Source organism: Streptomyces sp. NBC_01264 (assembly GCF_026340675.1).
Lineage (GTDB): Bacteria > Actinomycetota > Actinomycetes > Streptomycetales > Streptomycetaceae > Streptomyces.
In genome coordinates, this window is sequence record NZ_JAPEOX010000002.1 from 69,481 (window position 1) to 94,669 (window position 25,189).

Annotated in this window: 26 protein-coding genes and 3 pseudogenes; 18 read left to right on the forward strand and 11 right to left on the reverse strand. The window is 69.5% G+C overall.

What is annotated here, in order from left to right; translation table 11 throughout:
* Positions 1-119 precede the first annotated feature (119 nt).
* The 4 genes and pseudogenes from OG435_RS33085 (at position 120) to OG435_RS33100 (ending at position 1,371) form a co-directional block, all read left to right on the forward strand.
* A complete protein-coding gene (locus OG435_RS33085; protein ID WP_266882494.1) occupies positions 120-470 on the forward strand; it encodes a hypothetical protein in 351 nt (116 codons plus the stop codon).
* Positions 385-654 (forward strand): annotated as a pseudogene (locus OG435_RS50415) (MerR family DNA-binding transcriptional regulator); the annotation flags it as partial. The gene OG435_RS33085 and the pseudogene OG435_RS50415, both read left to right, overlap by 86 nt.
* Before the next feature lie 100 nt (positions 655-754).
* Positions 755-1,102, forward strand: coding sequence for a B12-binding domain-containing protein (locus OG435_RS33095; protein WP_266882496.1), 348 nt, complete (start codon positions 755-757; stop codon positions 1,100-1,102).
* Between the two features lie 65 nt (positions 1,103-1,167).
* Complete coding sequence (locus OG435_RS33100; RefSeq protein WP_266882498.1) at positions 1,168-1,371, forward strand: hypothetical protein; 204 nt, start codon at positions 1,168-1,170, stop codon at positions 1,369-1,371.
* A 487-nt stretch (positions 1,372-1,858) separates the two neighbouring features.
* Here OG435_RS33100 and OG435_RS50785 read toward each other — a convergent pair whose 3' ends face one another.
* Positions 1,859-2,515: a hypothetical protein gene (locus OG435_RS50785; RefSeq protein WP_266882500.1), complete on the reverse strand. Its 657-nt coding sequence runs from the start codon at positions 2,513-2,515 to the stop codon at positions 1,859-1,861.
* Between the two features lie 506 nt (positions 2,516-3,021).
* On the opposite strand from OG435_RS50785, the gene OG435_RS33110 reads away from it, so the two are divergent.
* Positions 3,022-3,375 carry a hypothetical protein gene (locus OG435_RS33110; protein ID WP_266882502.1) on the forward strand — a complete coding sequence of 118 codons (354 nt, stop codon included), beginning with the start codon at positions 3,022-3,024 and terminating at the stop codon, positions 3,373-3,375.
* 314 nt (positions 3,376-3,689) lie between these two features.
* Positions 3,690-4,157, forward strand: coding sequence for a GNAT family N-acetyltransferase (locus OG435_RS33115; RefSeq protein WP_266882504.1), 468 nt, complete (start codon positions 3,690-3,692; stop codon positions 4,155-4,157).
* A 199-nt stretch (positions 4,158-4,356) separates the two neighbouring features.
* Here OG435_RS33115 and OG435_RS33120 read toward each other — a convergent pair whose 3' ends face one another.
* From OG435_RS33120 to OG435_RS33135, 4 genes are all read right to left on the reverse strand, one after another.
* Positions 4,357-5,232: an MFS transporter gene (locus OG435_RS33120; RefSeq protein WP_266882506.1), complete on the reverse strand. Its 876-nt coding sequence runs from the start codon at positions 5,230-5,232 to the stop codon at positions 4,357-4,359.
* A gap of 131 nt (positions 5,233-5,363) precedes the next feature.
* Positions 5,364-6,260 carry a DUF5655 domain-containing protein gene (locus OG435_RS33125; RefSeq protein ID WP_266882508.1) on the reverse strand — a complete coding sequence of 299 codons (897 nt, stop codon included), beginning with the start codon at positions 6,258-6,260 and terminating at the stop codon, positions 5,364-5,366.
* 396 nt (positions 6,261-6,656) lie between these two features.
* Positions 6,657-7,151: a pyridoxamine 5'-phosphate oxidase family protein gene (locus OG435_RS33130; RefSeq protein WP_266886328.1), complete on the reverse strand. Its 495-nt coding sequence runs from the start codon at positions 7,149-7,151 to the stop codon at positions 6,657-6,659.
* Between the two features lie 89 nt (positions 7,152-7,240).
* A complete protein-coding gene (locus tag OG435_RS33135) occupies positions 7,241-7,525 on the reverse strand; it encodes an SHOCT domain-containing protein (protein ID WP_266882510.1) in 285 nt (94 codons plus the stop codon).
* 183 nt (positions 7,526-7,708) lie between these two features.
* Here OG435_RS33135 and OG435_RS33140 point away from each other — a divergent pair, with 183 nt between their 5' ends.
* From OG435_RS33140 to OG435_RS33150, 3 genes are all read left to right on the forward strand, one after another.
* Complete coding sequence (locus OG435_RS33140; RefSeq protein WP_266882512.1) at positions 7,709-8,173, forward strand: cyclic nucleotide-binding domain-containing protein; 465 nt, start codon at positions 7,709-7,711, stop codon at positions 8,171-8,173.
* A gap of 39 nt (positions 8,174-8,212) precedes the next feature.
* Entirely contained in the window at positions 8,213-8,857 is a 645-nt protein-coding gene (locus OG435_RS33145) for a CBS domain-containing protein (protein ID WP_266882514.1), read from the forward strand.
* A gap of 74 nt (positions 8,858-8,931) precedes the next feature.
* Positions 8,932-9,624 carry a response regulator gene (locus OG435_RS33150; protein ID WP_266882516.1) on the forward strand — a complete coding sequence of 231 codons (693 nt, stop codon included), beginning with the start codon at positions 8,932-8,934 and terminating at the stop codon, positions 9,622-9,624.
* A gap of 24 nt (positions 9,625-9,648) precedes the next feature.
* Here the strand turns inward: OG435_RS33150 and OG435_RS33155 are convergent, their stop codons facing one another.
* The 6 genes and pseudogenes from OG435_RS33155 to OG435_RS33180 form a co-directional block, all read right to left on the reverse strand.
* Positions 9,649-11,382, reverse strand: coding sequence for a sensor histidine kinase (locus OG435_RS33155; RefSeq protein ID WP_266882518.1), 1,734 nt, complete (start codon positions 11,380-11,382; stop codon positions 9,649-9,651).
* Positions 11,383-11,493: 111 nt separating this feature from the next.
* Positions 11,494-11,703, reverse strand: a pseudogene (locus OG435_RS33160) (DUF1918 domain-containing protein); the annotation flags it as partial.
* A 23-nt stretch (positions 11,704-11,726) separates the two neighbouring features.
* A complete protein-coding gene (locus tag OG435_RS33165; protein ID WP_323187963.1) occupies positions 11,727-13,217 on the reverse strand; it encodes a cation-translocating P-type ATPase in 1,491 nt (496 codons plus the stop codon).
* A gap of 190 nt (positions 13,218-13,407) precedes the next feature.
* Positions 13,408-14,322: pseudogene (locus OG435_RS33170) on the reverse strand (HAD-IC family P-type ATPase); the annotation flags it as partial.
* Positions 14,323-14,329: 7 nt separating this feature from the next.
* The gene (locus tag OG435_RS33175; RefSeq protein ID WP_266882522.1) at positions 14,330-15,190 is read right to left on the reverse strand and encodes a universal stress protein; all 861 of its coding nucleotides are present in this window, start codon (positions 15,188-15,190) and stop codon (positions 14,330-14,332) included.
* A complete protein-coding gene (locus OG435_RS33180) occupies positions 15,187-16,089 on the reverse strand; it encodes a universal stress protein (protein ID WP_266882524.1) in 903 nt (300 codons plus the stop codon). Before OG435_RS33180 ends, OG435_RS33175 begins: the two co-directional genes overlap by 4 nt.
* 276 nt (positions 16,090-16,365) lie before the next feature.
* Between OG435_RS33180 and OG435_RS33185 the strand changes: the two genes are divergently transcribed.
* From OG435_RS33185 to OG435_RS33225, 9 genes are all read left to right on the forward strand, one after another.
* Entirely contained in the window at positions 16,366-17,061 is a 696-nt protein-coding gene (locus OG435_RS33185; protein WP_266882526.1) for a CBS domain-containing protein, read from the forward strand.
* A gap of 120 nt (positions 17,062-17,181) precedes the next feature.
* Positions 17,182-18,972: an acetate--CoA ligase gene (gene acsA / locus OG435_RS33190; protein WP_266882528.1), complete on the forward strand. Its 1,791-nt coding sequence runs from the start codon at positions 17,182-17,184 to the stop codon at positions 18,970-18,972.
* 25 nt (positions 18,973-18,997) lie between these two features.
* Positions 18,998-20,077 carry a pyruvate dehydrogenase (acetyl-transferring) E1 component subunit alpha gene (pdhA, locus tag OG435_RS33195; protein WP_266882530.1) on the forward strand — a complete coding sequence of 360 codons (1,080 nt, stop codon included), beginning with the start codon at positions 18,998-19,000 and terminating at the stop codon, positions 20,075-20,077.
* Positions 20,074-21,078: an alpha-ketoacid dehydrogenase subunit beta gene (locus OG435_RS33200; protein WP_266882532.1), complete on the forward strand. Its 1,005-nt coding sequence runs from the start codon at positions 20,074-20,076 to the stop codon at positions 21,076-21,078. Before pdhA ends, OG435_RS33200 begins: the two co-directional genes overlap by 4 nt.
* A 1-nt stretch (position 21,079) precedes the next feature.
* Positions 21,080-22,393, forward strand: a complete 1,314-nt coding sequence (locus OG435_RS33205; protein ID WP_266882534.1) for a dihydrolipoamide acetyltransferase family protein — start codon at positions 21,080-21,082, stop codon at positions 22,391-22,393.
* Positions 22,390-22,641: an acyl carrier protein gene (locus OG435_RS33210; RefSeq protein ID WP_266882536.1), complete on the forward strand. Its 252-nt coding sequence runs from the start codon at positions 22,390-22,392 to the stop codon at positions 22,639-22,641. The genes OG435_RS33205 and OG435_RS33210 overlap by 4 nt, the downstream gene beginning before the upstream one ends.
* A gap of 110 nt (positions 22,642-22,751) precedes the next feature.
* The gene (locus OG435_RS33215; RefSeq protein ID WP_266882538.1) at positions 22,752-23,621 is read left to right on the forward strand and encodes a universal stress protein; all 870 of its coding nucleotides are present in this window, start codon (positions 22,752-22,754) and stop codon (positions 23,619-23,621) included.
* Positions 23,622-23,649: 28 nt separating this feature from the next.
* Positions 23,650-24,336: a CBS domain-containing protein gene (locus OG435_RS33220; RefSeq protein ID WP_266882540.1), complete on the forward strand. Its 687-nt coding sequence runs from the start codon at positions 23,650-23,652 to the stop codon at positions 24,334-24,336.
* 241 nt (positions 24,337-24,577) lie between these two features.
* Complete coding sequence (locus tag OG435_RS33225; RefSeq protein ID WP_266882542.1) at positions 24,578-25,183, forward strand: CBS domain-containing protein; 606 nt, start codon at positions 24,578-24,580, stop codon at positions 25,181-25,183.
* Positions 25,184-25,189 lie beyond the last annotated feature (6 nt).

The following is a 25,189-nucleotide window of genomic DNA, read 5'->3' on the forward strand; positions in this document are numbered from 1 at the left end:
GGCGCGGTAGGAGAAGAGGAGGCGGGCAGCAACGAAGCGGTGTCCGCGCGGAAGAGATGCCGAGCCGCGGCGTACGCGGGTCGCGCTGCGCGTCAGATCGAGTACACCGGGAGCCGGCCGTGGCACGTTCCGGGGCACCAGCACCGATGCCGGCCCCGGCCCGCCCCCAACGGTCGAGGCAGTGGCGGGCCCTTACGGGCTTCCTCGCCGTGAGTTACGGCGTCTCGGCGCTGGGAGCGCTGGCCTCCGCCGATGCGGGTGAGGTGTACGCGGCGCTGGTCCGGCCCGGCTGGGCCCCGCCGGCCCGCCAGTTCGGGCTCGCCCTGCTGGACGTCGTCCTGCTGCTGGCCGCGCTCGCCACCACGGTTTGTACTGTTCTGGCGGTTGAGCCGCACTGCTGCGTTCCTGCTCGTCCCATACGTGGTGTGGGTGGCCTTCGCGACCGTCCTCAACGCGTCCATGGCAGCTGAACCCGTGAAGGTCGAAGAGCAACCCCTGCCACCGCCGGTGATCGGCATGAGTGCGGGCGCCGTGGCGCAGCGTCTCGGAGTGGCGCCGGGAACGCTGCGTTCGTGGGAGCGGCGTTATGCGATCGGGCCTGCTGTCCGCGTCGCGGGCAAGCACCGGCGCCGGCTGCCGGAGGACATCGCGCGTCTGGAGGAGATGTGCCATCTGACCGGGCAGGGGGTACCGCCCGCGGAGGCCGCGCGAGCTGCCCGGGTGAAGGCCGCAGGAGCGTTGCGGGACAAGGACGATGCGCCCGCGACCGGGGGGGGGGCGGGCTCCTGGAGATTCCGCGACGCTGCCACTGGGGCCGGTCCGTGTCGAGTGCCGCGGTCTCGCACGGGCGACGGTGAGACTGGACGGGGAAGCGGTGGAGCTCCTCCTGGACCGGGCGATCGAGGACCACGGATGCGCGCTGGTGTGGGAGGAGATCATCGCCCCGACGCTGCACGCGGCCGGCCGCACGTGGGCCTCTGCAGGCGAACGGTACATCGAGGTCGAGCACCTGCTGTCCTGGCTGGTCCTCCGGCGTTTCCAGTCTGAGCCCTGCGCGAGGTGGTACGACGGGTGGGCCCGTCGCCGATGCGTTTCTCGTTGAACACCGCTTGTCGGTTGGCCGTATCGGATCCCGTCTCCGAAGGCTCGTTTCGGCACAATGGTCGCGTGACGAACAATGAGGATGTCGAAGCACCTTCCATCAGCAAGGGCTTGGTTGTAGGCATACTGATCGGCATCGCAGTCGGGCTGGTGCTCGGGCTGGCCGTCTTCGACAACATGGCGATCGGCCTGGTACTCGGCAGTGGCGCAGGCGGGGTCCTCGGCGCCACTTTCCCAGCGGCGCGGCGCTCGCAGGGCCGGCCTTCATGAGCTCCACGCCGCGGCCTGTGCCGGAGTGCTGCACGTGAACTCCCCAAGCACAGCTCGGCCTTGTTCACGGGTTGTGGGATCCGGCACAGCTCTTGAGGAGCGGTCGCGGAGCGTCACCTCGAAGTTCGATTCCAAGGGAACTGGTTCGTGTCAGACCGCGTACGCCTTTCTGTCTGACCGTCGGAAGTAACGCCCCATCGGGTCTCCGCCGGTCGATGCCACGGCCGGCCGTGAACGGTGATGGTGCTGGTCATACAGACGGATGCACCGTTCTGAGCCTCGCTGGTGTTCGACGGGATCGACGAGTTGGATGTCGAGGCACTACGGCCGCGTGCGACACGGTCGAGGTGGTGGCGAGAGCCGATACCTGCGCAGGCTGAAGGACGGGCCACGTCAACAGGATCAAGAACGCCTACGTCGTCGTGGCGATCGCAGCCGAGAGCCGTGCCGCGCGCAGGTAGGCGGCTCGGCTCGCATCGGTCCGGCGTCAGAGGTAGGTCACGCCGGTCAGCTGCTCGGCCTGCGTCCAGAGCCGGTGGCCCGTCTCCGGATGGGCGGCTGCGACGCCGGGCTGGACCTCTCGCACGTCCCGGCCGCGCATCTCCTTGTAGCCGGAGGGACGGAAGAACTCTCCGCCGCGCACGTCGAGTGCGGTGGCGGCATGCAGCCGAGGCAGCGCTCCCTGCTCGCTGGGCGCCTGCAGGATCCGCAGAACGGCCCGGGCCATGAGCTGCTGGAGCCGACCCCGGTCCCGTCTGGCGGACCGGCCGCCCGCGGACCGCAACATGGTCCAGGTCCTGTTCCGTGAGCCCGAGGCCCGGATGCTCTGCCAGGGCTGGGAGAGCATGGCCCGCCAGTACGTAGCCATGCTGCGCTCCGCCGTCGCCGACGACCCGGGAACGACGAAGCTGCGGGCCAGCATCCCGTAGCACGCAGCGATCTCCCCCAGGTCGCTCTCCACCGACGCCGTACGCTTCCCGGCCCGCAGCAGCTCCACACCCAGCTCGCACAGCATCCGGGCCAGCTCACGGATCCACAGCCGCTCCGGATCCCGCGCCCCCGGCACGGTCACCGGCACCGCAGGCACCCGCCCCAGCCAGTGCTTCCTCCCCCACCGGGTACGGTCCGGGACGGCGTCGGACAAGGTCATCACCTTCTGTCTCGTACAAGGATCGGTACTGGCCGGAGCCGACTTCGGCATCGAAGCACGACACGTCGGCCGCCGCCCCACGCCCCGTGGGTCCCCGTACGCATCGCGGCATTCCGTTCCCCCATGGTGGACCACCGGACCACGGGCAGAATCAGGGCTTGAAGTCCCGGCTCTCCAGCAAGACGGTCCGGCGGAAGTCCCCACCCGCTCACCCTGTTGCATGCATGCAACCCACTGCCCCTGCGAGCGTCCAGACGGCCCGGATGACGGCGCTGTGTCTGAGCGCTACCACCACGGGTCGCGCCACGACCAGGAGCAGCTCGCCGCCTGACCCCACCGCCCGGTCGGCCGGCGCCTCCACCTGGGCAGTGGTCGTAGCGGGCCCGGCTCCCGCCCCGCGATACCGTGTTCCTCAATGGGGTGTCACAACAGATGTGACGCCCCCCTCCGGAGGTAGTCAGCGTATGAGTTCAAAGCGCAGCAAGAATCCAGCCCTGCCCGTGCTTGACGACGCATTCCGACTCGCGTCGGTCAAGGACTCCGAAGAGTCCACCCGTGACTTGGTCGCACGGCTGGCCACCACCGAGCTGCGCCGCGCTTCCCACCCGGGCCGGGTCACCTGGGAGCCCATCGATCAGGTCGAGCCCGAACCGGCCCCGCCGACTGTGGTCGACGGTGACGGAGACCTGTGGCTTCGAGACCGGGCCACTGGCAACTGGACCATGCCCGAGTTCAACCCGAAGGAGTTCCCGGCACGCTGTGGCGAGGTCCTGACGTGGAACGAGCTTGCCCGCGAGTTCGGCCCGCTGACCGCACTGGCCGACGACCGCCGCATCGGCGGCGGCCGGCGCTGACCGCGCAGCGTCCTGGGGCCCCCGGCGGCACCGTTTCCGGATCCGGGAACGGCTCGCGCCCGTCCGGCCGGGCGCGGCGGCCGGGGCGCTGGTGGGGCAGGAGCGGGCGGCGACCCCGCCCGCTCCGCGCGCACCGCCTTGTGATCGGCAGCCTCGCTGATCGGCAGGGATCGGTCGGGACCGACGGTCCGGTGGAACGGGATCCAGACCGATCTTCCCAGGCCACGAGTAGACTCGATGAGTTTGATCAACTTTCGGACGCCGTACTCGATGAAGTACCACGTGCCGGACTTGCCACAGGAGCCACCATCGAGATGATCTCCCTCCGCGAAGTGCTCGACAGTGATCTGCCTGTCTTCTGGCGGCACCTCTCCGACCCCACTGCGCAGCACGTGGCCGCTGTCACCAGGAAGTACCACTACGACCGGGGCCAATTCGACAGCCACTGGTCCAGGATCCGTTCCAACCCCGATGTCCTGATGCGCACCGTACTGGCCGACGGTGAGGTGGTGGGCCATGCCGCGGTGTACGGGCCGCCGGACGGACGCGAAGTCACTTACTGGATCGATCGGAAGCACTGGGGCCGCGGCATTGCCACAGCGGCGCTCACGGCGCTGGTCGATCTCGTAAGCGTTCGGCCGTTGTATGCCCACGCGGCAGCCGACAACGCGGGCTCCATTCGCGTACTGGAGAAGTGCGGCTTCGTCATCACGGCGCACGGCAGGGGATTCGGCCAGGCGCGGGGCGGCGAGATCGACGAAGTGCTCCTCACCCTGTACTAGGTCCTCGCGCAGTACCGGGAACGGGAAGCCGGCGGCATGCCGGGGAGCAGCCACGTCGAACAGCTCCCCGCCAGCAGCCAGCACCGGACCGGAATATGGATCGCGGACCAGAACCAAGGCCGCGACCGACTCCCCCCGGCCCAGCTCTCCGAACTCGGCGCTGGGCCTCACCGAGGAACTGACCGGCTTCGCCCGCCTGCTACTGATCGGCCGGTAGGCCGCCCGGTCCGGCGCCAACGCCTACGCGAAGGAGCAGCACGGCCACAGTGATGATCATCAGAAGGCCGAGAGCGTACGGGGTGGCGTGACCGGTGGTCGCGTACAGCCATCCGGCGAGGAGCGGGGCGGTCATCTGGATCCCCGAGCCGATCGAGGAGATGCCGCCGGCCAGCCAGCCCTGTTCGTCGGCGCCGACGGCGTTCGACATCAGCCCGTCCAGGGCCGCGGTCATCGCGCCCTGGCCGGAGGCGAACAACAGGGCGGCCACGGCCAGGAGTTGAGGCACGTCGAGACAGAATGCGACCAGGGCCATTCCGGCGCAGCCGACCGCCTGGCCGGCGATGCCGGATATGACGACGCCGCGTTCACCGATCCTGGGCACGAGCAGCGCGAGGAGTCCGCCCTGGATGACGATGTCGAGGATGCCGGCGGCCGACATCAGGAGACCGACCTGCGCCGGGCCCCAGCCGACGCTGTCCTTGCCCAGCACGGAGAGGTTGTTCACGTAGAAGTAGAACGGGACGCTGACGAGGGCAAACCCGGTGAGCAGCACGCGGAGTTCTTTGCGGGCGAAGGCGTCCTTGAGCACCTTGAACGGGTGCAGTTCCTCCAGCTTGAGCTTCTTGGACCGGTTGTGCGGGGCGAGGCTTTCGGGGAGGGCGAAGATGGCCACGAGCCCGACCAGGGCAGCTATCAGCGCGGTCGCGAACACCGGGACGTCCAGACTGATCCTGGCCAGCACTCCGCCGATCGCGGGACCGATCATCATGCCCACGCCCGTGAGGGCGCCGAGAAGACCGAAGCCCTGCAGCAGGGTCCGGCATCCAGCGGCCAGGCGGCGCTGACGGCTTCCCATAGCAGTGGATCCACGAATTCCGAATTCCCAGATCCGCCGCATCATGGAAGGACACCGCCACCCCTGTCCGCACCACGAAAGGCCGACGCCGCTGCCTGATCCACAACTCGATACCGCTGCCCGCCGAGCGGTCACGCCGCTTCGTAAGCCATCCGCAGGAGCGGCTCCACTCGGTGCAGATCGCGGTCCGTGCGCAGTCGGACTTCAAGGTCGCCCGTTCCGTGGTGGCCGATCTCGCTGACGTCCCGGGTGAAGCCGGGGACGAGGTCGACCTCCTTGGGCGACAGGCGGAGGGTCATGACGACTTCCTGCTGGTGGCCGTGGCTGACGCAGGCGAAGTTCCGCAGCGTCCGGTAGGCCCGGTACTGCTTGCGGTCGATGCGGCTCACGTCGTCACCGAGTCCCAGGAGGAGCTCCTCCAGTGCGGCCCGCAGGTCCGAGACGCCGGCGTTCTCCGCCGGCCTATCCCCTTGGGCTGTCCTGCGCTGCCGGCGGTCGTTTCGGACCGCTCCGTCGGCGACGACGGAGGCGACCGGCTCAAGGGCCAGGAGGTCGTTGCCGAAGTAGCTGTAGCGGACCAGGTCGATGCTGCGCCGGATCTCGCGTACGGCGTGGACGTCGTAGCGCGTGAAGTCCTCCGCGACGCAGATCAGCCTGGGCGCGCTCCACAGGACCTGGTCCGCAGCCGCATCCCCGAGCCGGTCGCGGACCAGGTGCTGGAACTCCGCCTTGTGGTCGACGAGCCACGACAGGTAGAAGAGGCCCTGCGTGATGACGCCGGCGTCACGGCCGCGCTTGTACTCGACGACGACGGGCGAGCCGTTCTCATCGATGCCGAGCGAGTCGATCCTGCCCCCGTGCACCGGCCCCGTGCTGTATTCGCTCGCCAGGAACCGGACGCCGAGCAGGAGCTCCATGTTCCCCTCGACCACGTCCTGCAGGTGGCGTTCCAGCTCCGCCGGCCTCGCGGTGATCTCCACCGCGCCCCCACCGTTCACATCGAACAGCCTCAGTCTCAGCACCCCCATGCATCGCTGTATCCAGGGGCCACAACAGCGGCGGAGACCGAATTGTTTCCGTCTCGGCCTTCGGGGATGTAAAGATCCTGTGAGAGGCTGAAGCCAGAGCCGATCGCCTCACACGTACCCTTGTGGCACATGTGTGGCACAGCACCACACGACTCGTGTTCGGAAGCTGCGTTTTCGCAGGCCAGCCCCCGTAGCTCGGCGGATAGAGCAGGCGCCTTCTAAGCACCTGCTCCATCGTCCGGTTCCAGGGCATGCGTCATCCGCAACAGGTGAACCTTGGTCTCTACAGCAATTCCGGGTCCGCTTGGGTCCGCGATCGCCCCCACGCCACGCGGACCGGTAACCCCTCCCCCTCCTGCCGGACGTTGCTGCGGTGCAGCAGCCAGGCATCGCCGGTCAGGTGGACGCGCCAGGGGCGGGGTGCGCGGCTTCGGCCCCGAGCCGGAAGCCCGTAACGAGATCGGGCCTGATACGCAGCGCCTTGGTCGCCGTCTGGCTCGCCCACGGCAGCAACAACGCCTCGTACCGGTCCGCCTCATCGTCGTCGCCGATCAGAGAGGCGTAGCCGGTGACAACAACGCTCCAGCCGAGGCAGGTCTCAGGGTCGATGGCATCAGCCTCGTAGGCGACGACGACCGCAGGCGCATCGGGCGTCGCCGGGAGCAAAGCGAACGCTCCGCTACCCTGGATGCGGACGATAAGGTCCTCCCCGTCCACCAGATGGCTGACCGGTCGCACGGCCGGAAGAGCGTGCTCGGTAAAGACAATGCGTCCCAGCGAGACCGTGGCGAGCAGCCTCAAGGCTTCAGTGCGGTCCAACGGCTTCACGCACCGGGTCGGCACCATTTCCGGGCCGCGGACGTCCTTTCGCGCCGTCGCTTCGTGGTCCATCATTCGCGCCCTTTGCTCGGCCCCCCCACTGCCGGGTTGATCGCGAGACCAGTCGGTCCCTGTCGCGGCTTGCGCCCGCAGGGCCAAGTTCAGCTCTGTTCCCGTCCCGGGCGGCCTTGACCTGGCTCGTGCGCACGCAGTGTGGTCAGGCGCTGTTCGTACTCTTCTTCGTCGATCTCACCTCGGGCGAACCGTTCGGCGAGCACCTGCTTGGCGGAAGGCGCAGCCGGGGGCTGCATCGGGCCCCCGGGAAAGCGGTCGCCGCTGCGGAGGAGCAGAACGGCTGCCGCGACGGCCAGGGCCACGAGGAGGACCATGCTGAACGACATGGCGACCCAGCCCCATCCGCCCATTCCATGGTCGTACCAGAACATGGTTCACACCTCTTTCGCGATGGTCTGGGACTCAGCCCGCAGGGCACGCCCTGTGTGTCCTCACTGTCCACCTGGCGGTGTTGTCCGGGCATGGGCCGTTAGGGACACGGCCAGGGCCGATCGGCCCATCCCCGCGGCCGTGTCAGCGTCCCAGACTGAAAGCGACTCGAACGGAGGCCTCAAATGAGCACGCCTTCCCCCACCCGGATCGCCGCCGCTCTGCCTGCGGAATACCGCGCCCGTCTGACGGACATCGCACGCGAGGCCGGTTTCCCCGTAGGTGCCCGCCTCTTCAATGAGGGAGGCCACGCAGACCGGTTCTGGATCGTGCGATCCGGCACGATCGGTCTCGACGTCCGCGTGCCCGGCCGGCAGGCGGCGGTCATCGAGACTCTCGGTTCCGGCGAGCTGGTCGGATGGTCCTGGCTGTTCCCTCCCTACACCTGGCACTTCGGCGCCGAAGCGACGAGCCCCGTACGCGCCCACGAGTTCGATGCGGCCGCCGTGCGGACAATGATGGAGGCCGACCCCCGCTTCGGCGCCGCCATGTGGCGCTGGGTGGCCCAGGTACTCGCCCACCGGCTCGTATCCGCCAGGGTCCGGCTCCTCGACCTCTACGCCCCTCACGGCAGCGGCAGCGCGCTGTGAACCGGTTCAACCCCACCGAGATCACTTGAGGAGTCGGCCATGCCCGCATTCCGGTACACCGTCAGCGATGTCATGACCCAGACCGCCGTGGCCATCGGCCGCAAGGCGTCGTTCAAGGAAATCGTCGAGCTGATACACCAGTGGAAGGTCAGCGCACTGCCGGTGCTCGAAGGAGAGGGCCGGGTCGTGGGCGTCGTCTCCGAGGCCGACCTCCTGCCCAAGGAAGAGTTCCGGCAGGAGGACCCGAGGCTGCCGGAGCAGCTGGCTGAGGCGTCCAAGGCCGGAGGCGTGCTCGCCGAGGAGCTCATGTCCAGCCCGGCCGTCACGGTCCACCCGGACGCCACGATCGCCGAGGCCGCCCGCATCATGGCCAGGAAGGGCGTGAAGCGGCTGCCCGTCGTGAACGGCATCGGCCTGCTGGAGGGTGTCGTCAGCCGCAGGGACCTGCTGAAGGTGTTCCTGAGGCCCGACGAGGAGATCGAGGACGAGGTCCGCAATGGTGTCCTCGCGGAACTGGCTCCCCCGATACGCATCGACTGCACGGTCAACGACGGTGTCGTCACCCTCCGGGGCGACCTCCGGGACCGCGCCCTGGCACCTCTGATAGCCCGCGCGGTCCGCGCCGTCGAGGGAGTCGTGGACGTAGGGGTGGACCTCCACCACCCCGTCGGTACGGGCGCCTGACACCGCTCCCCAGGTATTCCCCGCCCCTTCCTGCGACACTTCTCCTGAGACGTACACCGACCTCAGGGGCGTGGATGTCCGATACACCGGCCGCATCAGCGGAGGCGCCCACCCGGGTGTTCCTCCTGGACGACCACGAAGTCGTCCGACGCGGGCTGCACGACCTCCTCGACGCCGAACCTGACATCGAGGTGGTGGGCGAGGCGGCGACAGCCGAGCAGGCTCTGGCCCGAGGCCCTGCTCTGCGGCCCGACGTGGCGGTCCTGGACGTCCGGCTGCCCGACAGCGACGGAATCACCGTGTGCCGTGAGCTGCGCTCGCACATGCCGGAGCTCGCCTGTCTCATGCTGACGTCCTTCGACGACGAGGACGCCCTGCTCGACGCGATCATGGCCGGCGCCGCCGGCTACGTCCTCAAGCAGATCAAGGGTTCGGACCTGGTCTCCGCCGTACGGACGGTCGCAACCGGGCAGTCGATGCTCGACCCCGCGACGACCGCCCGGCTCATGCACTCTCTGCGGGACCCCGAAGCCGCCAGGCCACCAGGGGACGAGCGCCTCGCCGCGCTCACCGAGCGCGAGCGGGCCGTCCTGGAACTCATCGGCGGCGGCCTGACCAACCGGCAGATCGCCAAGCAGCTCTACCTGTCGGAGAAGACGGTGAAAAATCACATCTCCCGCCTGCTCGGCAAGCTGGGCGTCGAACGTCGGGTCCAGGCTGCGGTCATCGCCGCCCAGGTGCACGAGCACGACGAGGGCCAGCGCTGACAGCCACTGTGTGACGGCCGGAGGTCAGCTGCTGCCCCCGGCGATGGGGACTGTCCATTCGAGGCGGGTCCCGTCACCCTCCGCACCTCGCGCCGACACGGTCAGCCGGCCGCCCAGCGCCTCCGCCCGCTCCGCCAGGTTGCGCAGACCGCTGCGCCGTCCGCCTTCCGGGAGCCCGACACCGTCGTCGGTCACCGTGACCGTCAGAACACCGTCGGCAGCTGCGACCGAGACCTCTGCGCGGCGGGCACGAGCATGCCGAGCCACGTTGCTGAGGGCCTCACTGATCACCGCCAGCACTTCATCGGCCATTGACCGTGGTACCCCGGTTTCGATCAGACCTTCCATCCGCAAGGCAGGGGCGAAACCGAGCACGGAAGCTGCCGCGTCCACAGCCTGAAAGGCCCGAAGTCTGAGTCTCGGCGCCGCACCTTGCACCTCGTGTTCGCGGAGGCCGAAGATGGTCGACCGGATGATCTTGATCGTCGTGTCGAGGTCGTCGATCACCCTCGCGAGCCGTTCGGACGCCTGCGGGTGCTCCACGAAGCCCTGGGTGCTCTGCAGGGTCATTCCTGCGGCGAAAAGCCGCTGGATCGCGAGATCGTGCAGGTCACGGGCAATGCGGTCGTGATCCTCCAGGAGACTCACCTGTTCGGCATCCCGCCTACGGTCGGCAAGCTCGAGTGCCAGCGCGGCCTGCCCCGCGAAGTGCGGCAATGCCAGGACCTCGGTAGCCGCGAACGGTGGGCGACCGCTGCGACGGGCCAGCATGAGTACGCCGCTCAGCCGCTCCTTGGTGCCCACGGTCACCGCGACGGCGGGCCCGAAGCCCTTCCACCGCTCCGGCTGCACGGTCACGCGTTCGTCGCTCGCAACGTCCGGAACCGTGATCAGCCCGTCCTGGGCGAGGGCTGCTGCGGCAAGGGTTCCCTCGCTGCTGGGCAGCACGATGCCGCGATGCGTGTCGGCTCCCTCCCCCAGGGCCAGCGAGCCGCGCAGCTCACCACTCGGGCCGACCAGATAGAAGACGCCCACGTCGGCCGCGGTGATCTCGCGGGCCCTCTCCAGCATTCCTTCGAGCACCTGGATCTCGGAGGAACCGGACAGCAGCTCGCTCGTGAAGTCGGAGCTGGCTCCCAGCCAGCGTTCCCTGAGCCGGACCGCCTCGAAGAGGCGGGCATTGTCGATGGCAATCCCGGCCGCGACGGCCAGGGTCGACAGGACGGCCTCGTCCTCGGCGTCAAAGTCCGCCCGGCCTCGTTTCTCGGTCATGTACAGGTTGCCGAACACCGCCTCACGGACCCGGATGGGTACGCCGAGGAACGAATGCATGGGCGGGTGGTGGGGTGGGAACCCGTATGAGGCGGGATGCTGGGACAGTTTCGCCAGGCGCAGCGGCTCCGGGTGACGGATCAGCTCGCCGAGGATGCCGTGCCCGGACGGCAGATCGCCAATCTGGGCACGCAGCTCATCGCTGATGCCCACGGGGAGGAACTCCGCGAGCTTCTGATCGTCCCCGATCACGCCCAGGGCCCCGTACTCCGCGTCGACCAGCATCACTGCCGCCTCCACGATCCGTGTCAGGACCTGGGGCAGGTCGAGTTCGCGGCCGACCGACATGACCGCCTCCAGCAGGCCGTTCAGGCGGTCTCGGGTGCCGCGTACCTCGTCGATCCGCCCTTGGAGCTCATCCAGCAGCTGGTCCAGCCGCAGGCGCGGCAGCTGGCTTCGCGGGGTGTCGTGGCCATCCTCGACCATGGCACCTCCAGGGGCGCACGGGATCGGAAATCACATCTCCTTCCACGGTAGCCCCGCGCTGCCGCGGGTTCATTCCGGAGACTGGGGCGGTCGCTACCGCGCTTGGTTGGGCGCCGCCGGCTTTCCCTCGGCTTCACTCAGATGTCTGACGTGGGCGTCCGGGCCGGGGAAGTAGAGCGTGACGCGGCCGGTGTCCGACCAGCGGATGTCGTAGGGCGGAGTCCCGTCGTCATGGTGCAGGCCGACGACCTCGCCGTCACGGCCGGGCTTCCCGACCACTGGGCCTCCCACCACGACCTGGTCCCCCAGATGCGCGTGGATTCCATTTTCACTCACGTATGCGCTCATCGTCTTGTCTCCTTGTGGAATGCGGGTCTCGAATGTCGGGCCGCGGTGAATCCGGTGACGGCGGCGACTGCCGCGAAGCCCGTACCCGTCCAGCCGACGGGCTCGGTGTCCAGCACCGCCCGAAGGAACGGCACGTAGAGTGCGGCTGCGGCGAGCAGCACCGACGCGAGTACGGACAACGGCAGGAAGAGGTTCTGGCGGGTCAGCAGGCGCGTGCGCAAGCCCAGCACGACACCCAGCTGGCCTGCCAGGAGCGCGAGGAAGAGCACACTCTGCCAGGGCAGTCCCCAGCGCCGCGCGACGACCCCGGCACCCAGGCTCGATGCCGTGACCACGGCGGCGAGGAGGAGCAGCCGCTGCCAGGCTCCGTCACCGAGGATCTGCTGGCCCGCTGGCCGTGGGGGCCTGTGCATGGCTCCTGGCGCGACCGGCTCGGCTCCCATGGCCACACCCGTCAAGCCATGGGTGAGGAGGTTGATCCACAGGATCTGACCCGCCCGCAGCGGCAGGGCGAGTCCCAGCACGGGGCCGGCCAGCATCACGAGGATCTCCGCCGCGCCGCCGGCCAGCCCGTAGACGAGGAACCGGCGAATGTTGTCGTAGACCCGCCGGCCCTCCTCCACGGCCGCGACCACGGTCGACAGCTCATCGTCGGTGAGGACCAGGTCGGCGGCCTGCCGGGCGACCTCCGTGCCGCGCCGGCCCATGGCCACGCCGATGTCGGCCTGCCTGAGGGCGGGACCGTCATTGACTCCGTCGCCGGTCATCGCGGTGATCTGGCCGCGTGCGCGCCAGGCCTGGACGATGTCCAGCTTCTGCTGCGGCGTCGTACGGGCGAACACCCTGACGGCAGTGAGGTCGGCGACCCGTCCCGCAGCTACGTCCGGGCCGGTGGCGACGTGCTCCTCCCCGTGGTCGTCGTTCAGCAGGCCGACTCGCGTGGCGATCGCCCGTGCCGTGGCGGGATGGTCTCCCGTGATGAGCACCGGGGTGATCCCCGCCGCGCGGCAGGCAGCAAGTGTGGCGGCTGCGTGCGGCTTGGGCGGGTCGCTGATCGCTACGAGACCGAGCAGGCGCAGCCCCGATTCCACGTCGGCCGGATGTCGCGGAACGTCGTCCCGCGTGCCCGAAGCCACCGCCAGGACCCGATAGCCGCGCGCGGCCAGCAGCGTCGCTTCCTGCCGTGCGCCGCGCAGCAGATCGGCTCTCTCGCCGAGAATGGCCGCGTCCAGCACCACCTCCGGCGCGCCTTTCAGGCAGACGAGGACCTGGCCCGACGGCGTCGTGTGCAGGGTGGTCATCCGCTTGCGCACACTGTCGAACGGCGCCTCGTCCGTTCTGGCACGCCCACGCTGCAGGCTGGCCTGGTCCGCGCAGCCTGCTCCTGGCGGCCGCCGCCAGGAGCGCGGCTTCCATGGGGTCTCCGACGGCGGTCCAGCGATTCTCGTCATCCGAGGAATCCTGGGGCGGCCGCAGCCCCGCGTCATTGCAGAGGGCCGTCACGGTCAGCAGCTCGCGGACGGGATCGAGTTCGTCGGCGGTCGGCCGTCCGCCTTCGAACAGGATGTCGCCTTCCGGCTCGTACCCGACACCGAAGAAGTCGAACGTGCCGCGTGGCGTCCACACGTGCTGGACCACCATGCGCCCCTCGGTGAGGGTGCCGGTCTTGTCCGTGGCCAGGACAGTCACCGAGCCCAACGTCTCCACAGCCGGAAGCCGCCTCACCAGAGCGTGCCGGTCCGCCATCCGCCGCGCACCCAGCGCCAGGGCCAAGGTGACCACCGCCGGAAGGGATTCGGGCACGGCCGCCACCGCGAGGCTGATCGCCGTCACGGCCATCGTGGCGACCGAAAACCCGCGAGCGAGGCCGAGCACAAACACGACCAGGCAAAGGGCCAGGGTCACGCCGGCCAGGACACGGCCGAGGGCTCCGAGGCGGCGTTGCAAGGGAGTCGGCTCGCGTCGGCCGTCGAGGAGTGCGGCGATGCGGCCGAGCGCGCTGCCGGCTCCCGTGGCCGTCACCGTTGCCACGCCTCGTCCTCGTACCACCACGGTCCCGGCGCTCAACCGGGCGCCGGGATCCTTGTCCACGGCCACCGATTCACCGGTCAGCATGGACTCGTCGACCAACAGGACGGACGCTTCGGTGAGTTCGGCATCGGCGGCGACGATGTCACCCTCCCCGAGGAGCAGTACGTCGCCGGGAACGACCTCCGCGGCGGGGACTTCCCGCGGGGTGGAGTCACGGAGCACCCGGGCATTCGGGGCGGACAAGGCCGACAGAGCGGCCACTGCGTTGTCGGCCCGGACCTCCTGCACGACACCGACTGCGGTGTTCACCACGATCACAAGCGCGATCACCACCGCATCGGCGTGGTCGCCGATCACCAGGGTCAGTACGACGGCCCCCAGCAGGACCATGATCAGCGCATCCTTCAGCTGCGCCACCACCCTGGCGTACAGTGGCACGGCCTTGCCAGCCGCCACCTCGTTGCGGCCGTGCTCCGCGAGCCGCCGGGCCGCCTCCGGCTCCGTCAGGCCCCTCTGGTGCGCTGCGGGGGCGGACTTCTGCTGTGCGGCGTGCGTCGTCACGGCGTTTTCACCTGACGGGGACCGTGATCACCGGGCAGTGGGCCCGGTGCAGCAGCCCGTGGACGACCGACCCGAGCCGCATGCCCGTGTAACCACCCCTGCCTCGACGGCCCACAACCACCGCCAGGGCATGCTCGGCGGCACCGGCGAGCTCCTCCACCGGATGTCCGGTCAGCACCTCGTGCGTCAGCGTGATGTCCGGGTACTTCTGTGACCAGCCGGCCGTCGTCTCGGACAACATCCGGCGCTGCGCCTGCACAGCGGCCTCCTCGTCGTGGAACGGGAAGACCGGCGGCTGCCACACCGAGACGGCACGTAGCGCGGCTCCTCTGAGATCCGCTTCTTCGAGAGCCAGTGCCAGCGCCGCCTTCGACGATTCGCTGCCGTCGATGCCCACCACGAGGTACGGCGGCTGCTGCGTGACGTGCTCGGCGTCTCCCACGACCACGACCGGGCAATGCGCCTGGGCCGTGACGGGGACGACCAAGGAGCCAGCACTGAAGAACTCCGAGGTGCGACTCAGGTGGCGGGAGCCGAGCACGATGATGCGCGCGTGGCTGGACAGTCGGCCAATCGTCGGAGCGGGGAACCCCTCGACCAGATCCACGACCGGTTCGACCTCGGGGTGGCGCTCCCGGCTCCAGGCCGCAGCGGCGCCGAGGGCGTCCGAGGCGGCCTGATGCAGGGCGATGTTGCGGGGGGTGTCGTCGACGTGCTGCGTGTCGTGCCGCGGGGGTACGGCAGAAACGAGCCGCAACCCGCACCGACGCCGTCGGGCCTCGTCCACCGCCCAGGCCAGGGGCAGGTGACAGTCCCTGGCCGGGTCGATGCCGACGACGATCTCGTGGCGTTCGCCCAGGTCCGTCACGACTCGCTCCCGTGCTCGTGGTTGTGGCGCGGGATGAGCTGCACGGGGCAGTGAGCGTGGTGGATCAGGCTGTGCGTTGCCCGACCGAGGGTGGGTCCGAGGTAGCCGGGTGCCCGCCGGCCGCCCATGACCAGCAGGTCCGCGCCACGGGATGCCTCGACCAGGACGCTGGCCACGGACACGCTCTTCTCGGCGTCCACCTGCACGGTGAGGTCCGGGAACTCCTCGCGGATCTGATCCCCTACGGCCGTCAGGTGATGGGCGTGCTCGCCTGCGATCTGGTCCACGTCGTCGAGCATGGTCGCGACGTTGCCGACGGACTGCAGGATGTTCCACACGTGCAGCAGCCGCAGCGAGCCCTTGCGGAGCTCGGCCTCGCGTGCGGCGTACCGTGCGGATTCGAGGTCGTGCTCGTCGCGGACGGCAGCCAGTACCGCACCCATTTCGGCGCCGTTGCCGATGCCTCTGACGATGATGACTGGCGTCTTCGCACCTGCGGCGACCTTCAGTCCGACCGAGCCGAGCATGAGTGAGCTGAATCCGCCCGCGCCGCGGTTGCCGACCACGATGGTGCCGTAGAGGCCTGCGGACCGGTGGAGGCTCGGGACGGGTGCGCTGCGGCTGAACTCGGTGTTGACCTGCAGGCTGGGAAACTGTTCCGTCACCGCGATGGCGGTGGCGTCCAGCAGTTCACGGCCCGCCTGGCGGACCTGCTCGATGGTCTCCACCGACGCGTAGAGGGCTCGACCGTCCGTATCTGCCCCGTACACGATGTGCAGCGGACGCTCGCGGCGCGTGGCCTCGGCAGCCGCCCAGAGCGCTGCCTGGCGAGCCGGCTCGGAGCCGTCGACACCCACGATGACGGAGCCGAATTCGGGGCTGCTCGTGGTGCTGTTCATGGTTCCTCCTTGCAGAGCCGCCAGGGGTCCGGCTCTCAGGTTGACACCGCGGACGCTCACACCCGGAGGGCCGCTCAGGCCCCCGACAGGGGCCGAAGGTCCCTGTTCATTCACTACGGCGTCCGCAGGTGTGGCGCGGGTCCGGTCGGACCCGGATCCGGACCATTCGGCCCTCCTCCTCTCATGGGAGCCGGCGGATCGTGGGTTCTGAAGCGACTCCGACCGTCACGTCCGCGTGGGATCGCTGTAATCGCTGCACCGGCAGGAGGTGTCTCCATGAAACACATCAAGGTGGGAGACCTGATGACCGACGAGGTCGTCTCGGTCGTCACCTCCACTTCCTTCAAGGATGTCGCCAAGCTGCTCGCACAGCACGACATCAGCGGACTGCCGGTCCTCGATAGCGAGGATCGCGTGCTGGGTGTCGTCTCCGAGAGTGACCTCATCGGCCGAGAAGCCGCAGATCATCCACTGGTGAGCGATGCGCCTGATGCCGGCCGAGGGGCCGCCACGTTCCCATCCGAGGTGATCTTCACTGCCGGTGAGGTCATGTCTGCGCCGGCGGTCACGGTTCACGCGGACGAGACCGCGACGGGAGCCGCCCGCTTGATGGCTCGCAGAGGCGTCGAGCGACTGCCGGTCGTGGATGACGAGGACCGCCTCGTCGGCATCGTCACCCGGCGTGACCTGCTCAGGCTCTTCCTGCGACCCGACGCGGAGATTCGACGCCGCGTGGTCGAGGACGTACTCACGGACACCATGGGGCTGGACGAGGACACGGTCACCGTCCACGTGGTCGACGGCATCGTCACGCTCGAGGGCAGGCTGGGAGGACGGAGCCAGATTCCGGTTCTGACAGGACTCATCAGCCAGCTCGATGGCGTGGTCGCCGTCGTCCCCCGCCTGACGGCTCGCGTCGACGACTCCCTGCTCGCTCCACCGCACCGGAGCGCCTATGGGATGCCCTGGTGACAGCCACGGCCGTCGTGGGCCGTCCGGGGGACACCTGGACACCGCGCGCCGCGTTTGCCGCCGTCACCAAGCGTGACGTTGTCTCCTTGAAGATTCCAAGGCAAGGACAAGGACCCGGCCATGGATCACCTGATCATCCGCAAACAGCCCGGACCCGGCGCCGTCTTCATGCTCCAGGACTACGAGCGGGTCCGGGCGGATTTCACCTGGGACGAGGCTCGCTCCCGGATGTCCGGGCTGCCGGGAGGCGGGCTGAACATCGGATACGAGGCCGTCGACAGACACCTGGCTGCAGGCCATGGCGGGCGGGAAGCTCTCCGCTGCATCGCAGCCGACGACACCGTCACCCACATCACGTACAGCGAGCTCGGCGCCCTCACAAGCCGTTTCGCCAACGTACTCACCTCCCTGGGCGTGGGACGGCAAGAGAAGGTCTTCACTCTTCTCGGCCGCTGCCCTGAGCTGTACGCGACGGTCCTGGGCACGCTGCGCAGCGTGCGCGTGCTGTGCCCGCTCTTCTCGGCCTTCGGGCCCGAGCCGGTGCGCCAGCGGCTGGAGCTGGGCGACGCCCGGGTCCTCGTCACCACCGAGGCGCTGTACCGGCGCAAGGTCGAGGAGAACAGACACCGCCTGCCGCATCTGGACCATGTCCTGCTCGTGGACCCGGTCACGGATCCACCGCCCGGGACCGTCTCCTTCGCCGAGCTCATGGAGCACGCCTCACCGGAACACGTCGTCCCCCCCACCGACCCGGAGGACATGGCGCTGCTGCATTTCACCAGCGGCACGACCGGTACGCCCAAGGGTGCGGTCCATGTGCACGAGGCGGTGGTCGCCCACCACGCGACAGCGGCCTTCGCGCTCGACCTCCGCCAGGAGGACGTCTACTGGTGCACGGCGGACCCCGGGTGGGTGACGGGCACCTCGTACGGGATCATCGCCCCGCTCACCCACGGCGCGACCGTCGTGGTGGACGAGGGTGACTTCGACGTGCACCGCTGGTACCGCATCCTCGACGGCCAGGGCGTCACGGTCTGGTACACGGCGCCGACCGCGATCCGCATGCTGATGCGCGCCACCCCCAGGGGCGGCACCCGGGAGCTCACCGGGCCGTACGACCTGTCGGCCTTGCGATTCATCGCCAGCGTGGGCGAGCCGCTCAACCCGGAAGCCGTCCTGTGGGGGCAGGAGGTGCTCGGCCTGCCGATCCACGACAACTGGTGGCAGACGGAGACCGGGGCGATCATGATCGCGAACTTCGCCGTCAGCGACATCCGCCCCGGTTCCATGGGGCGGCCCCTGCCCGGCGTGGAAGCCGCGCTGCTCGAACGCGGCGAGGACGGACGCGCCCAGGTGACCGCAGGACACGTCCGCGTGATCACCGAGCCGGGAGTCGAAGGGGAGCTCGCGCTACGCCCGGGCTGGCCCTCCATGTTCCGCGGCTACCTCAACGAGGAGGCCCGCTACCGGGCCTGCTTCGCGGACGGCTGGTACCTCACGGGTGACCTTGCCAAACGAGACGAGGACGGATGGTTCTGGTTCATCGGCCGGGCCGACGACGTCATCAAGTCGGCGGGGCACCTCATCGGCCCGTTCGAGGTGGAGAGCGCTCTGATGGAGCACCCCGCCGTCGCGGAGGCCGGAGTCATCGGCCGCCCGGACCCGGTGGTGGGAGCCGTCGTCAAGGCCTTCGTCTCCCTGCGTCCGGGGCTCACCCCCGACGCGTCCCTCCAGCGCGAACTCCTGGCGTTCGCACGCAGGCGGCTGGGCCCCGCCGTGGCCCCCAGGGAGATCGAGTTCGAGCAGAACCTTCCCAAGACCCGCAGCGGCAAGGTGATGCGCCGCCTGCTGCGGGCCCGGGAACTGGGGCTGCCCGAAGGGGATCTGTCCACCTTGGAGAACCCCGGATGACCAGCTCTCGAAAGAAGGCAGCACGATGAGCGGCACTACCCCGCAGCACGAGGGACGAGCCCCTACCGCAGCACGCAAGAGCGGGCGAAGGAAGACACCGGCCGGCGCCGCCCGCGGCGCTCCCGACAGGCATCCGGCACTCGGAGATCACCTGTCCCTGCTCCGCCGGATGCTCGCCATCCGCCGCTTCGAGGAACGGTGCGTCGAGTTGTACAGCGGCGCGAGGATCCGAGGATTCGTCCACCTCTGCATCGGAGAGGAAGCCGTCGCCGTAGGCGTCAACCAGGCCCTGCTCGAGGAGGACGCGGTGGTGTCCACTTATCGCGAGCACGGGCACGCCCTGGCCCGCGGAGTTCCCGCCGACGCCGTGATGGCCGAGATGTACGGCAAAGCCACCGGCTGCAGCCACGGGCGCGGCGGCTCCATGCACCTGTTCGACGCCACACGCCGCTTCTACGGGGGCAACGCGATCGTGGCCGGCGGACTTCCTCTGGCGGCCGGGCTCGCACTCGCCGACCGGATGCGCGGCAGCACCCGCGTCACCTGCTGCTTCTTCGGGGACGGCGCCTTCGCCGAAGGCGAGTTCCACGAGACCGCCAACCTCGCGGCCCTGTGGCGGCTGCCCCTGCTGCTGGTCTGCGAGAACAACCTGTACGCCATGGGCACCAGCCTGGCCCGGGAGCACGCGCAGACCAACCTCGCCATGCGCGCCGCTTCGTACGGAATGCCCGCCTGGACCGTCGACGGCATGGACGTGCTCGCCGTCGAAGCCGCCGCCCTACGGGCGACGGAGTCCGTGCGCGCGGGCAACGGACCGCACTTCCTGGAGGCGCAGACCTACCGGTTCCGCGCCCACTCCATGTACGACCCGGACCGGTACCGGGCCAAGTCCGAGATCGAGGAATGGAAGGGACGCGACCCCCTCAAGGGGCTGGCCGACCTGATGCGTTCGGAAGGAGAGCTCGACGACCGGGTGATGGAAGAACTCGAAAGCGAAGTGCTCGACGAGATCGACACGGCCGTACAGCGGGCCGAGGAAGCCCCCTCCGAGCCGGTCACGGACCTGCTCTGCTTCGTCACGAGCTCATCCGGGAGCACGCCATGAACACACGGAATCCATCCGCCGTCACTCCCCGGCCGACCACCTACCGTGAGGCTCTCCGTGAGGGGCTGCGCGAGGCCCTGCAACAGGACGAGCGGGTCTTCCTCATGGGCGAGGACGTGGGCCGGTACGGCGGGTGCTTCGGCGTCAGTCTGGGACTGCTCGAAGAGTTCGGGCCCGACCGCATCCGCGACACTCCGCTGTCCGAATCCGGCTTCGTCGGCGCGGGCATCGGCGCCGCGATCGGTGGGATGCGGCCCGTGGTCGAGATCATGACCGTGAATTTCAGTCTTCTGGCACTGGACCAGATCCTCAACAACGCGGCCACGCTGCTCCACATGTCGGGCGGGCAGCTGAGCGTGCCCGTGGTGATCCGCATGACGACGGGAGCAGGCCGGCAGCTCGGCGCCCAGCACTCCCACAGCCTTGAGGGCTGGTACGCGCACATCCCCGGTATCCGGGTGCTGGCCCCTGCGACGGTCGACGACGCGCGGCACATGCTCGCCGCCGCCCTCGCCGACCCGGATCCGGTACTGATCTTCGAACACGGCGGTCTGTACAACACGGAGGGCTCCCTTGACGGGACCGTCGAAGCCGTCGACCTCGACACCGCGGCCGTACGCCGGTCCGGTACGGACGTCTCCGTGATCACCTACGGCGGCTCCCTGCCGAAGGCGATGGCGGCCGCGGAAACCCTTGCCGGGGAGGGCATCAGCGCGGAGGTCGTGGATCTGCGCTCCCTGCGCCCGCTCGACGATGCGACGGTGATGGCGTCCGTCGGCCGCACGCATCGAGCGGTGATCGTCGACGAGGCCTGGCGCAGCGGCAGTCTGGCCGCGGAAATCTCCTCCCGCATCACCGAGCAGGCGTTCTACGAACTCGACGCCCCCGTTCAGCGCGTGTGCAGCGCGGAGGTGCCCATTCCCTACGCACGACAGCTCGAAGAGGCGGCGCTGCCCCAGCCCGCGACCATCGTGGACGCCGTCCGCCGGACGGTGAGCTGACATGGCCGACTTCACCATGCCCTCCCTCGGCTCGGACATGGACGAGGGCACCCTCGTGGAATGGCTGGTCAGCCCCGGCGACACCGTCACGAAGGGCGATGTCGTCGCGGTCGTGGAGACGGCCAAGTCGACCATCGAGGTCGAATGCTTCGACTCGGGAACGGTCAGTGCCCTCCTCGTCACCCCGGGGACCACGGTGCCGGTGGGGACACGAATGGCCGTGATCGGCCCGGCGGTCGAGCCTCGGGCCACGGCCGGCGCGAAGCAGCCGGCCGCCCCGGCCACTGGCCTGCGCGCCGCTCCCGGCCGCACCGTGGTCCCAGGCGGGGACGCCGTGTCCACCCCCTTGGTTCGGCACTTGGCCGAACGCAAGGGCGTCGATCTGTCGTCCGTGCACGGTTCCGGCAAGGGCGGGCGGATCACCCGCTCCGACGTGGAGCACGCGCCGGTCGAGGGGCCGCACCGGGTGAAGGCCTCCCCGCTTGCCCGGCGACTGGCCCAGGAGGCGGGCGTCGACCTGAGCACCCTGCGGGGAACCGGGCGGGACGGCACGATCCGGGCCGACGACGTACGCGCCACGACGGAAGGGCATCCGGCCCGTACCGGCGAACGCCATGAACCGGTCCGACCGTCGCCGGCCACGCCTGAGCCGCTGCATCCGGCGCGTTCGGCGATCGCCGCGCTGATGGCCCGCGCCAACCGGGAGATCCCCCACTACTACTTGTCGACGAAGGTCGACCTGGCCGTCGCGATGAGCTGGATGCGCGACCGGAACGCGAGCGTGCCGGTCGCGGAACGGCTCGTGCCGGCGGCCCTGTTGCTCAAGTCAGTTGCCCTGGCGGCACGCCAGGTACCGGAGCTGAACGGCTACTGGCGGGAGGAGGCGTTCTTCCCCGCGAGTGCGGTGCGACTCGGCGTCGCGGTGTCCCTGCGCGGCGGCGGCCTGGTGGCGCCCGCGCTGACGGACGCCGACACCATGCCGCTGCCGGAGCTGATGGCGACGCTGAAGGACCTGGTCTCGCGGGCTCGTGGCGGCCGTCTTCGGGCTTCGGAGACCGCAGATCCCACCCTGACAGTGACCAACCTCGGCGACCAGGGGGTGGAGGCCGTCTTCGGGGTGATCTACCCACCGCAAGTCGCGCTCGTGGGTCTGGGGCGTGTCATCGAGCAGCCGGTGGCCGTGGACGGGATGCTCACGGTGCACCCGACGGTGACGGCCACTCTCTCCGCGGACCACCGGGCGAGCGACGGTGCGACCGGGGCTCGTTTCCTGACGGCCATCGACCGCCTGCTCCAACGACCGGAGGAACTGTGAACCGCGACGAGGCCCTCGTACTGATCAAGGACGTCCTGACAAGCGCCGTTCCCGGCGCTGACGCGAGCGTGCTCTCCCCCGACGAGAACTTCCGGGACAGCCTGGAGATGGACTCGCTGGACTTCCTCAACTTCATCGAGGCACTGGGCGAACGCACCGGACTCCCCCTGCCCGAGACCGACTATCCGGCACTGAACACCCTGCACGGCTGTGCGGACTACATCGCCTCACGCACCTCCGGGCAGTAGCCGGGGCTGGTCGGCCCCACATGGGGCCACATGGCCCCTCCCCTCTCACCACGCCGCGGACGAACCTGGAAGGGCACCGCGGCTCCGCGCCGCCCAAGGAGGTTCTCGCCATGAAGCACCACGTGACCGTCGGCGTCGACGGCTCTCCCGAGAGCCTGTCCGCGGCCCGTTGGGGCGCCCGTGAGGCGGCCTTGCGGGAGGTCCCGCTGAGGCTCGTCCACGCCGTCGACTGGCCGATGAGCCCAGCGATTCCGGGGTTGGGCCGTGAGGGCGCCGACCGGTGGGCCGACGAAGCGCTCACCGAGGCGCTGGATGACGTACGACGTCGGCATCCGGGCCTGGAGGTCTCCACTCGGTGCCTGGCCGGCAGGCCGGCGGCAGCCCTGGCCGCGGAGGCGGTCGACGCCGGGCTGCTCGTACTCGGCTCCCGCGGCGTGGGCGGCCTGGTCGGCTTCCTCATCGGCTCGGTGAGCATGTCGACGCTCGCGGCCACCGAGACGCCGGTGGCGCTCGTACGGGCGGCGGGCGAAGCCGAGGAGACCGGACCCACCCCGTACGGAGAGATCGTTCTGGGTGTCGACATCCACGAGGCGGCGGACAGGGTTCTGGCCTTCGCGTTCGAAGAAGCGGCCCGCCGGGGCTGCGCCCTGCGTGCGGTCCACGGCTGGAGGATGCCGTCCATGTACCAGTACGCCCCCTTCTTCGACCCGGATGACGAGAGGGAGGTCGGCCGCAGTGTCACCCAGATGCTGGACGACATGCTGCTGCCGTGGCGCCACAAGTTCCCCTCCGTGAGGGTCACCCACCAGGCGTTCGTAGGGTCTGCCGGCCCGCAACTCGTCCAGGCCGCGTCCGGCGCGGATCTCGTGGTGGTGGGCCGGCATCTGCGCCGCTCCCCCTTGGGCTCGCATCTGGGGCCGGTGGCCCACGCCGTCCTGCACCACGCCACGGCTCCCGTCGCGGTCATCGCCCACGACTGACGGCCTCATCCTCAAGGGAGATCGGACCATGTCCCATCGCACTGTCGCAGACGTCATGACCAGGGACGTGGCCACCGCCAGCCCCGAAGCGTCACTCAAAGCAGTCGTCTGGAGCCTCGACCACAACGGCGTCTCGGCCATGCCCATCGTGGACACCCGCCACCACCCGATCGGCCTCGTCTCCGAAGCGGACCTCCTCCGCAGGCAAGCCGGCCTGCCCGACACCGGAGGGCGCGACCCCGTGCACCGTGCGGCATCCCTGGACCGTGCCTCCATGGACGCCCGCACCGCCGGGGACCTGATGTCCACCCCCGTACTGACCGCCCGGCCGGAGTGGGGCATCGTCGAGACGGCCCGATTCCTGCACGAGCGGGGCGTCAAGCGCCTGCCCGTGATCGACGAAACCGGAACTCTGGTGGGCATCGTCAGCCGTTCCGACCTGCTGCGGCCCATGCTCCGCCGCGACGACGCCATACGTGATGAAGTCGTCGACGACGTGCTGGGCCGGACGCTCCGAATGACCCCGGGCGGCGTCGCCGTAACCGTGCGGGAAGGCGTCGTCTCCCTGAGTGGCCGGGTCGAGGAGCGGTCCACCATTCCGGTTCTCGAACGGCTGTGCCGGTCGGTCGACGGGGTCGTCAGCGTGGACCAAGCCCTCGGCTACACCGTCGACGACCTGTCTCCGGCTGCCGAGCCGAACCACGGCACCGGTTGAGCCCCTCACGACAAGAGGCGGAAAGAGCCCGCCCGCTTCTCGCGGATCCCGATTGCGCGGTGGACGGCCATCAGCCGCTTCTCCGCATCCTCTCAGGGACTCTTTCCGTCAACTTCAGGAAAGCACGCCTGACGCCTGCACCATAGGGCCGATCAGGCCCCGGTGGCCCCCGGACGGCCCTACCACCAGCGGGCGGTGGTGCCGACGCTCGGATGTATCGGGACACCGCTCTGGAGGAATCATGAAGCGCCTGCGCACCGTCAACGACGTGATGACCCACGCCGTGATCTCCGTCAACCGCGGAGCACCGTTCAAGGACATCGTGGAGGCCATGCGGCAATGGCGGATCAGCGCCCTGCCCGTCCTGTCGGAAGACGGACGAGTCGCCGGCGTGGTGTCCGAAGCCGATCTGTTGCTCAAGGCCCAGGGCGCGGACGAATCCCGTGCCGTCACCGCCGGCCAGCTGATGACCGTACCCGCCGTCACCGTGACCGAGGAGACCGGCATCCCCGGCGCAGCCCGCCTGATGGCCCACCGGCACCTCAAGCGGCTCCCCGTCGTCGATGCCGACGGCCGCCTCGTCGGCGTCGTCAGCCGGGGCGACCTGCTCAAGATCTACCTCCGGCCCGACGCGGACATCGCGGAGGAGCTCCGCGAACTGATCATGGCCGAGCTCATCCCCGCAGGCTCTGCCGTGGTGCAGGTCCACGTCGCCGACGGCATCGTTCATCTGGACGGCTCCATCCCCGACCCGTCCCTCAAAGACGTGCTGGTACGTGTCGCACGCACCGTACCGGGGGTCGTGGACGTGACGGCCGCGCGCCTCGACACGGAAGTCCGCGCGTGAGGCGAC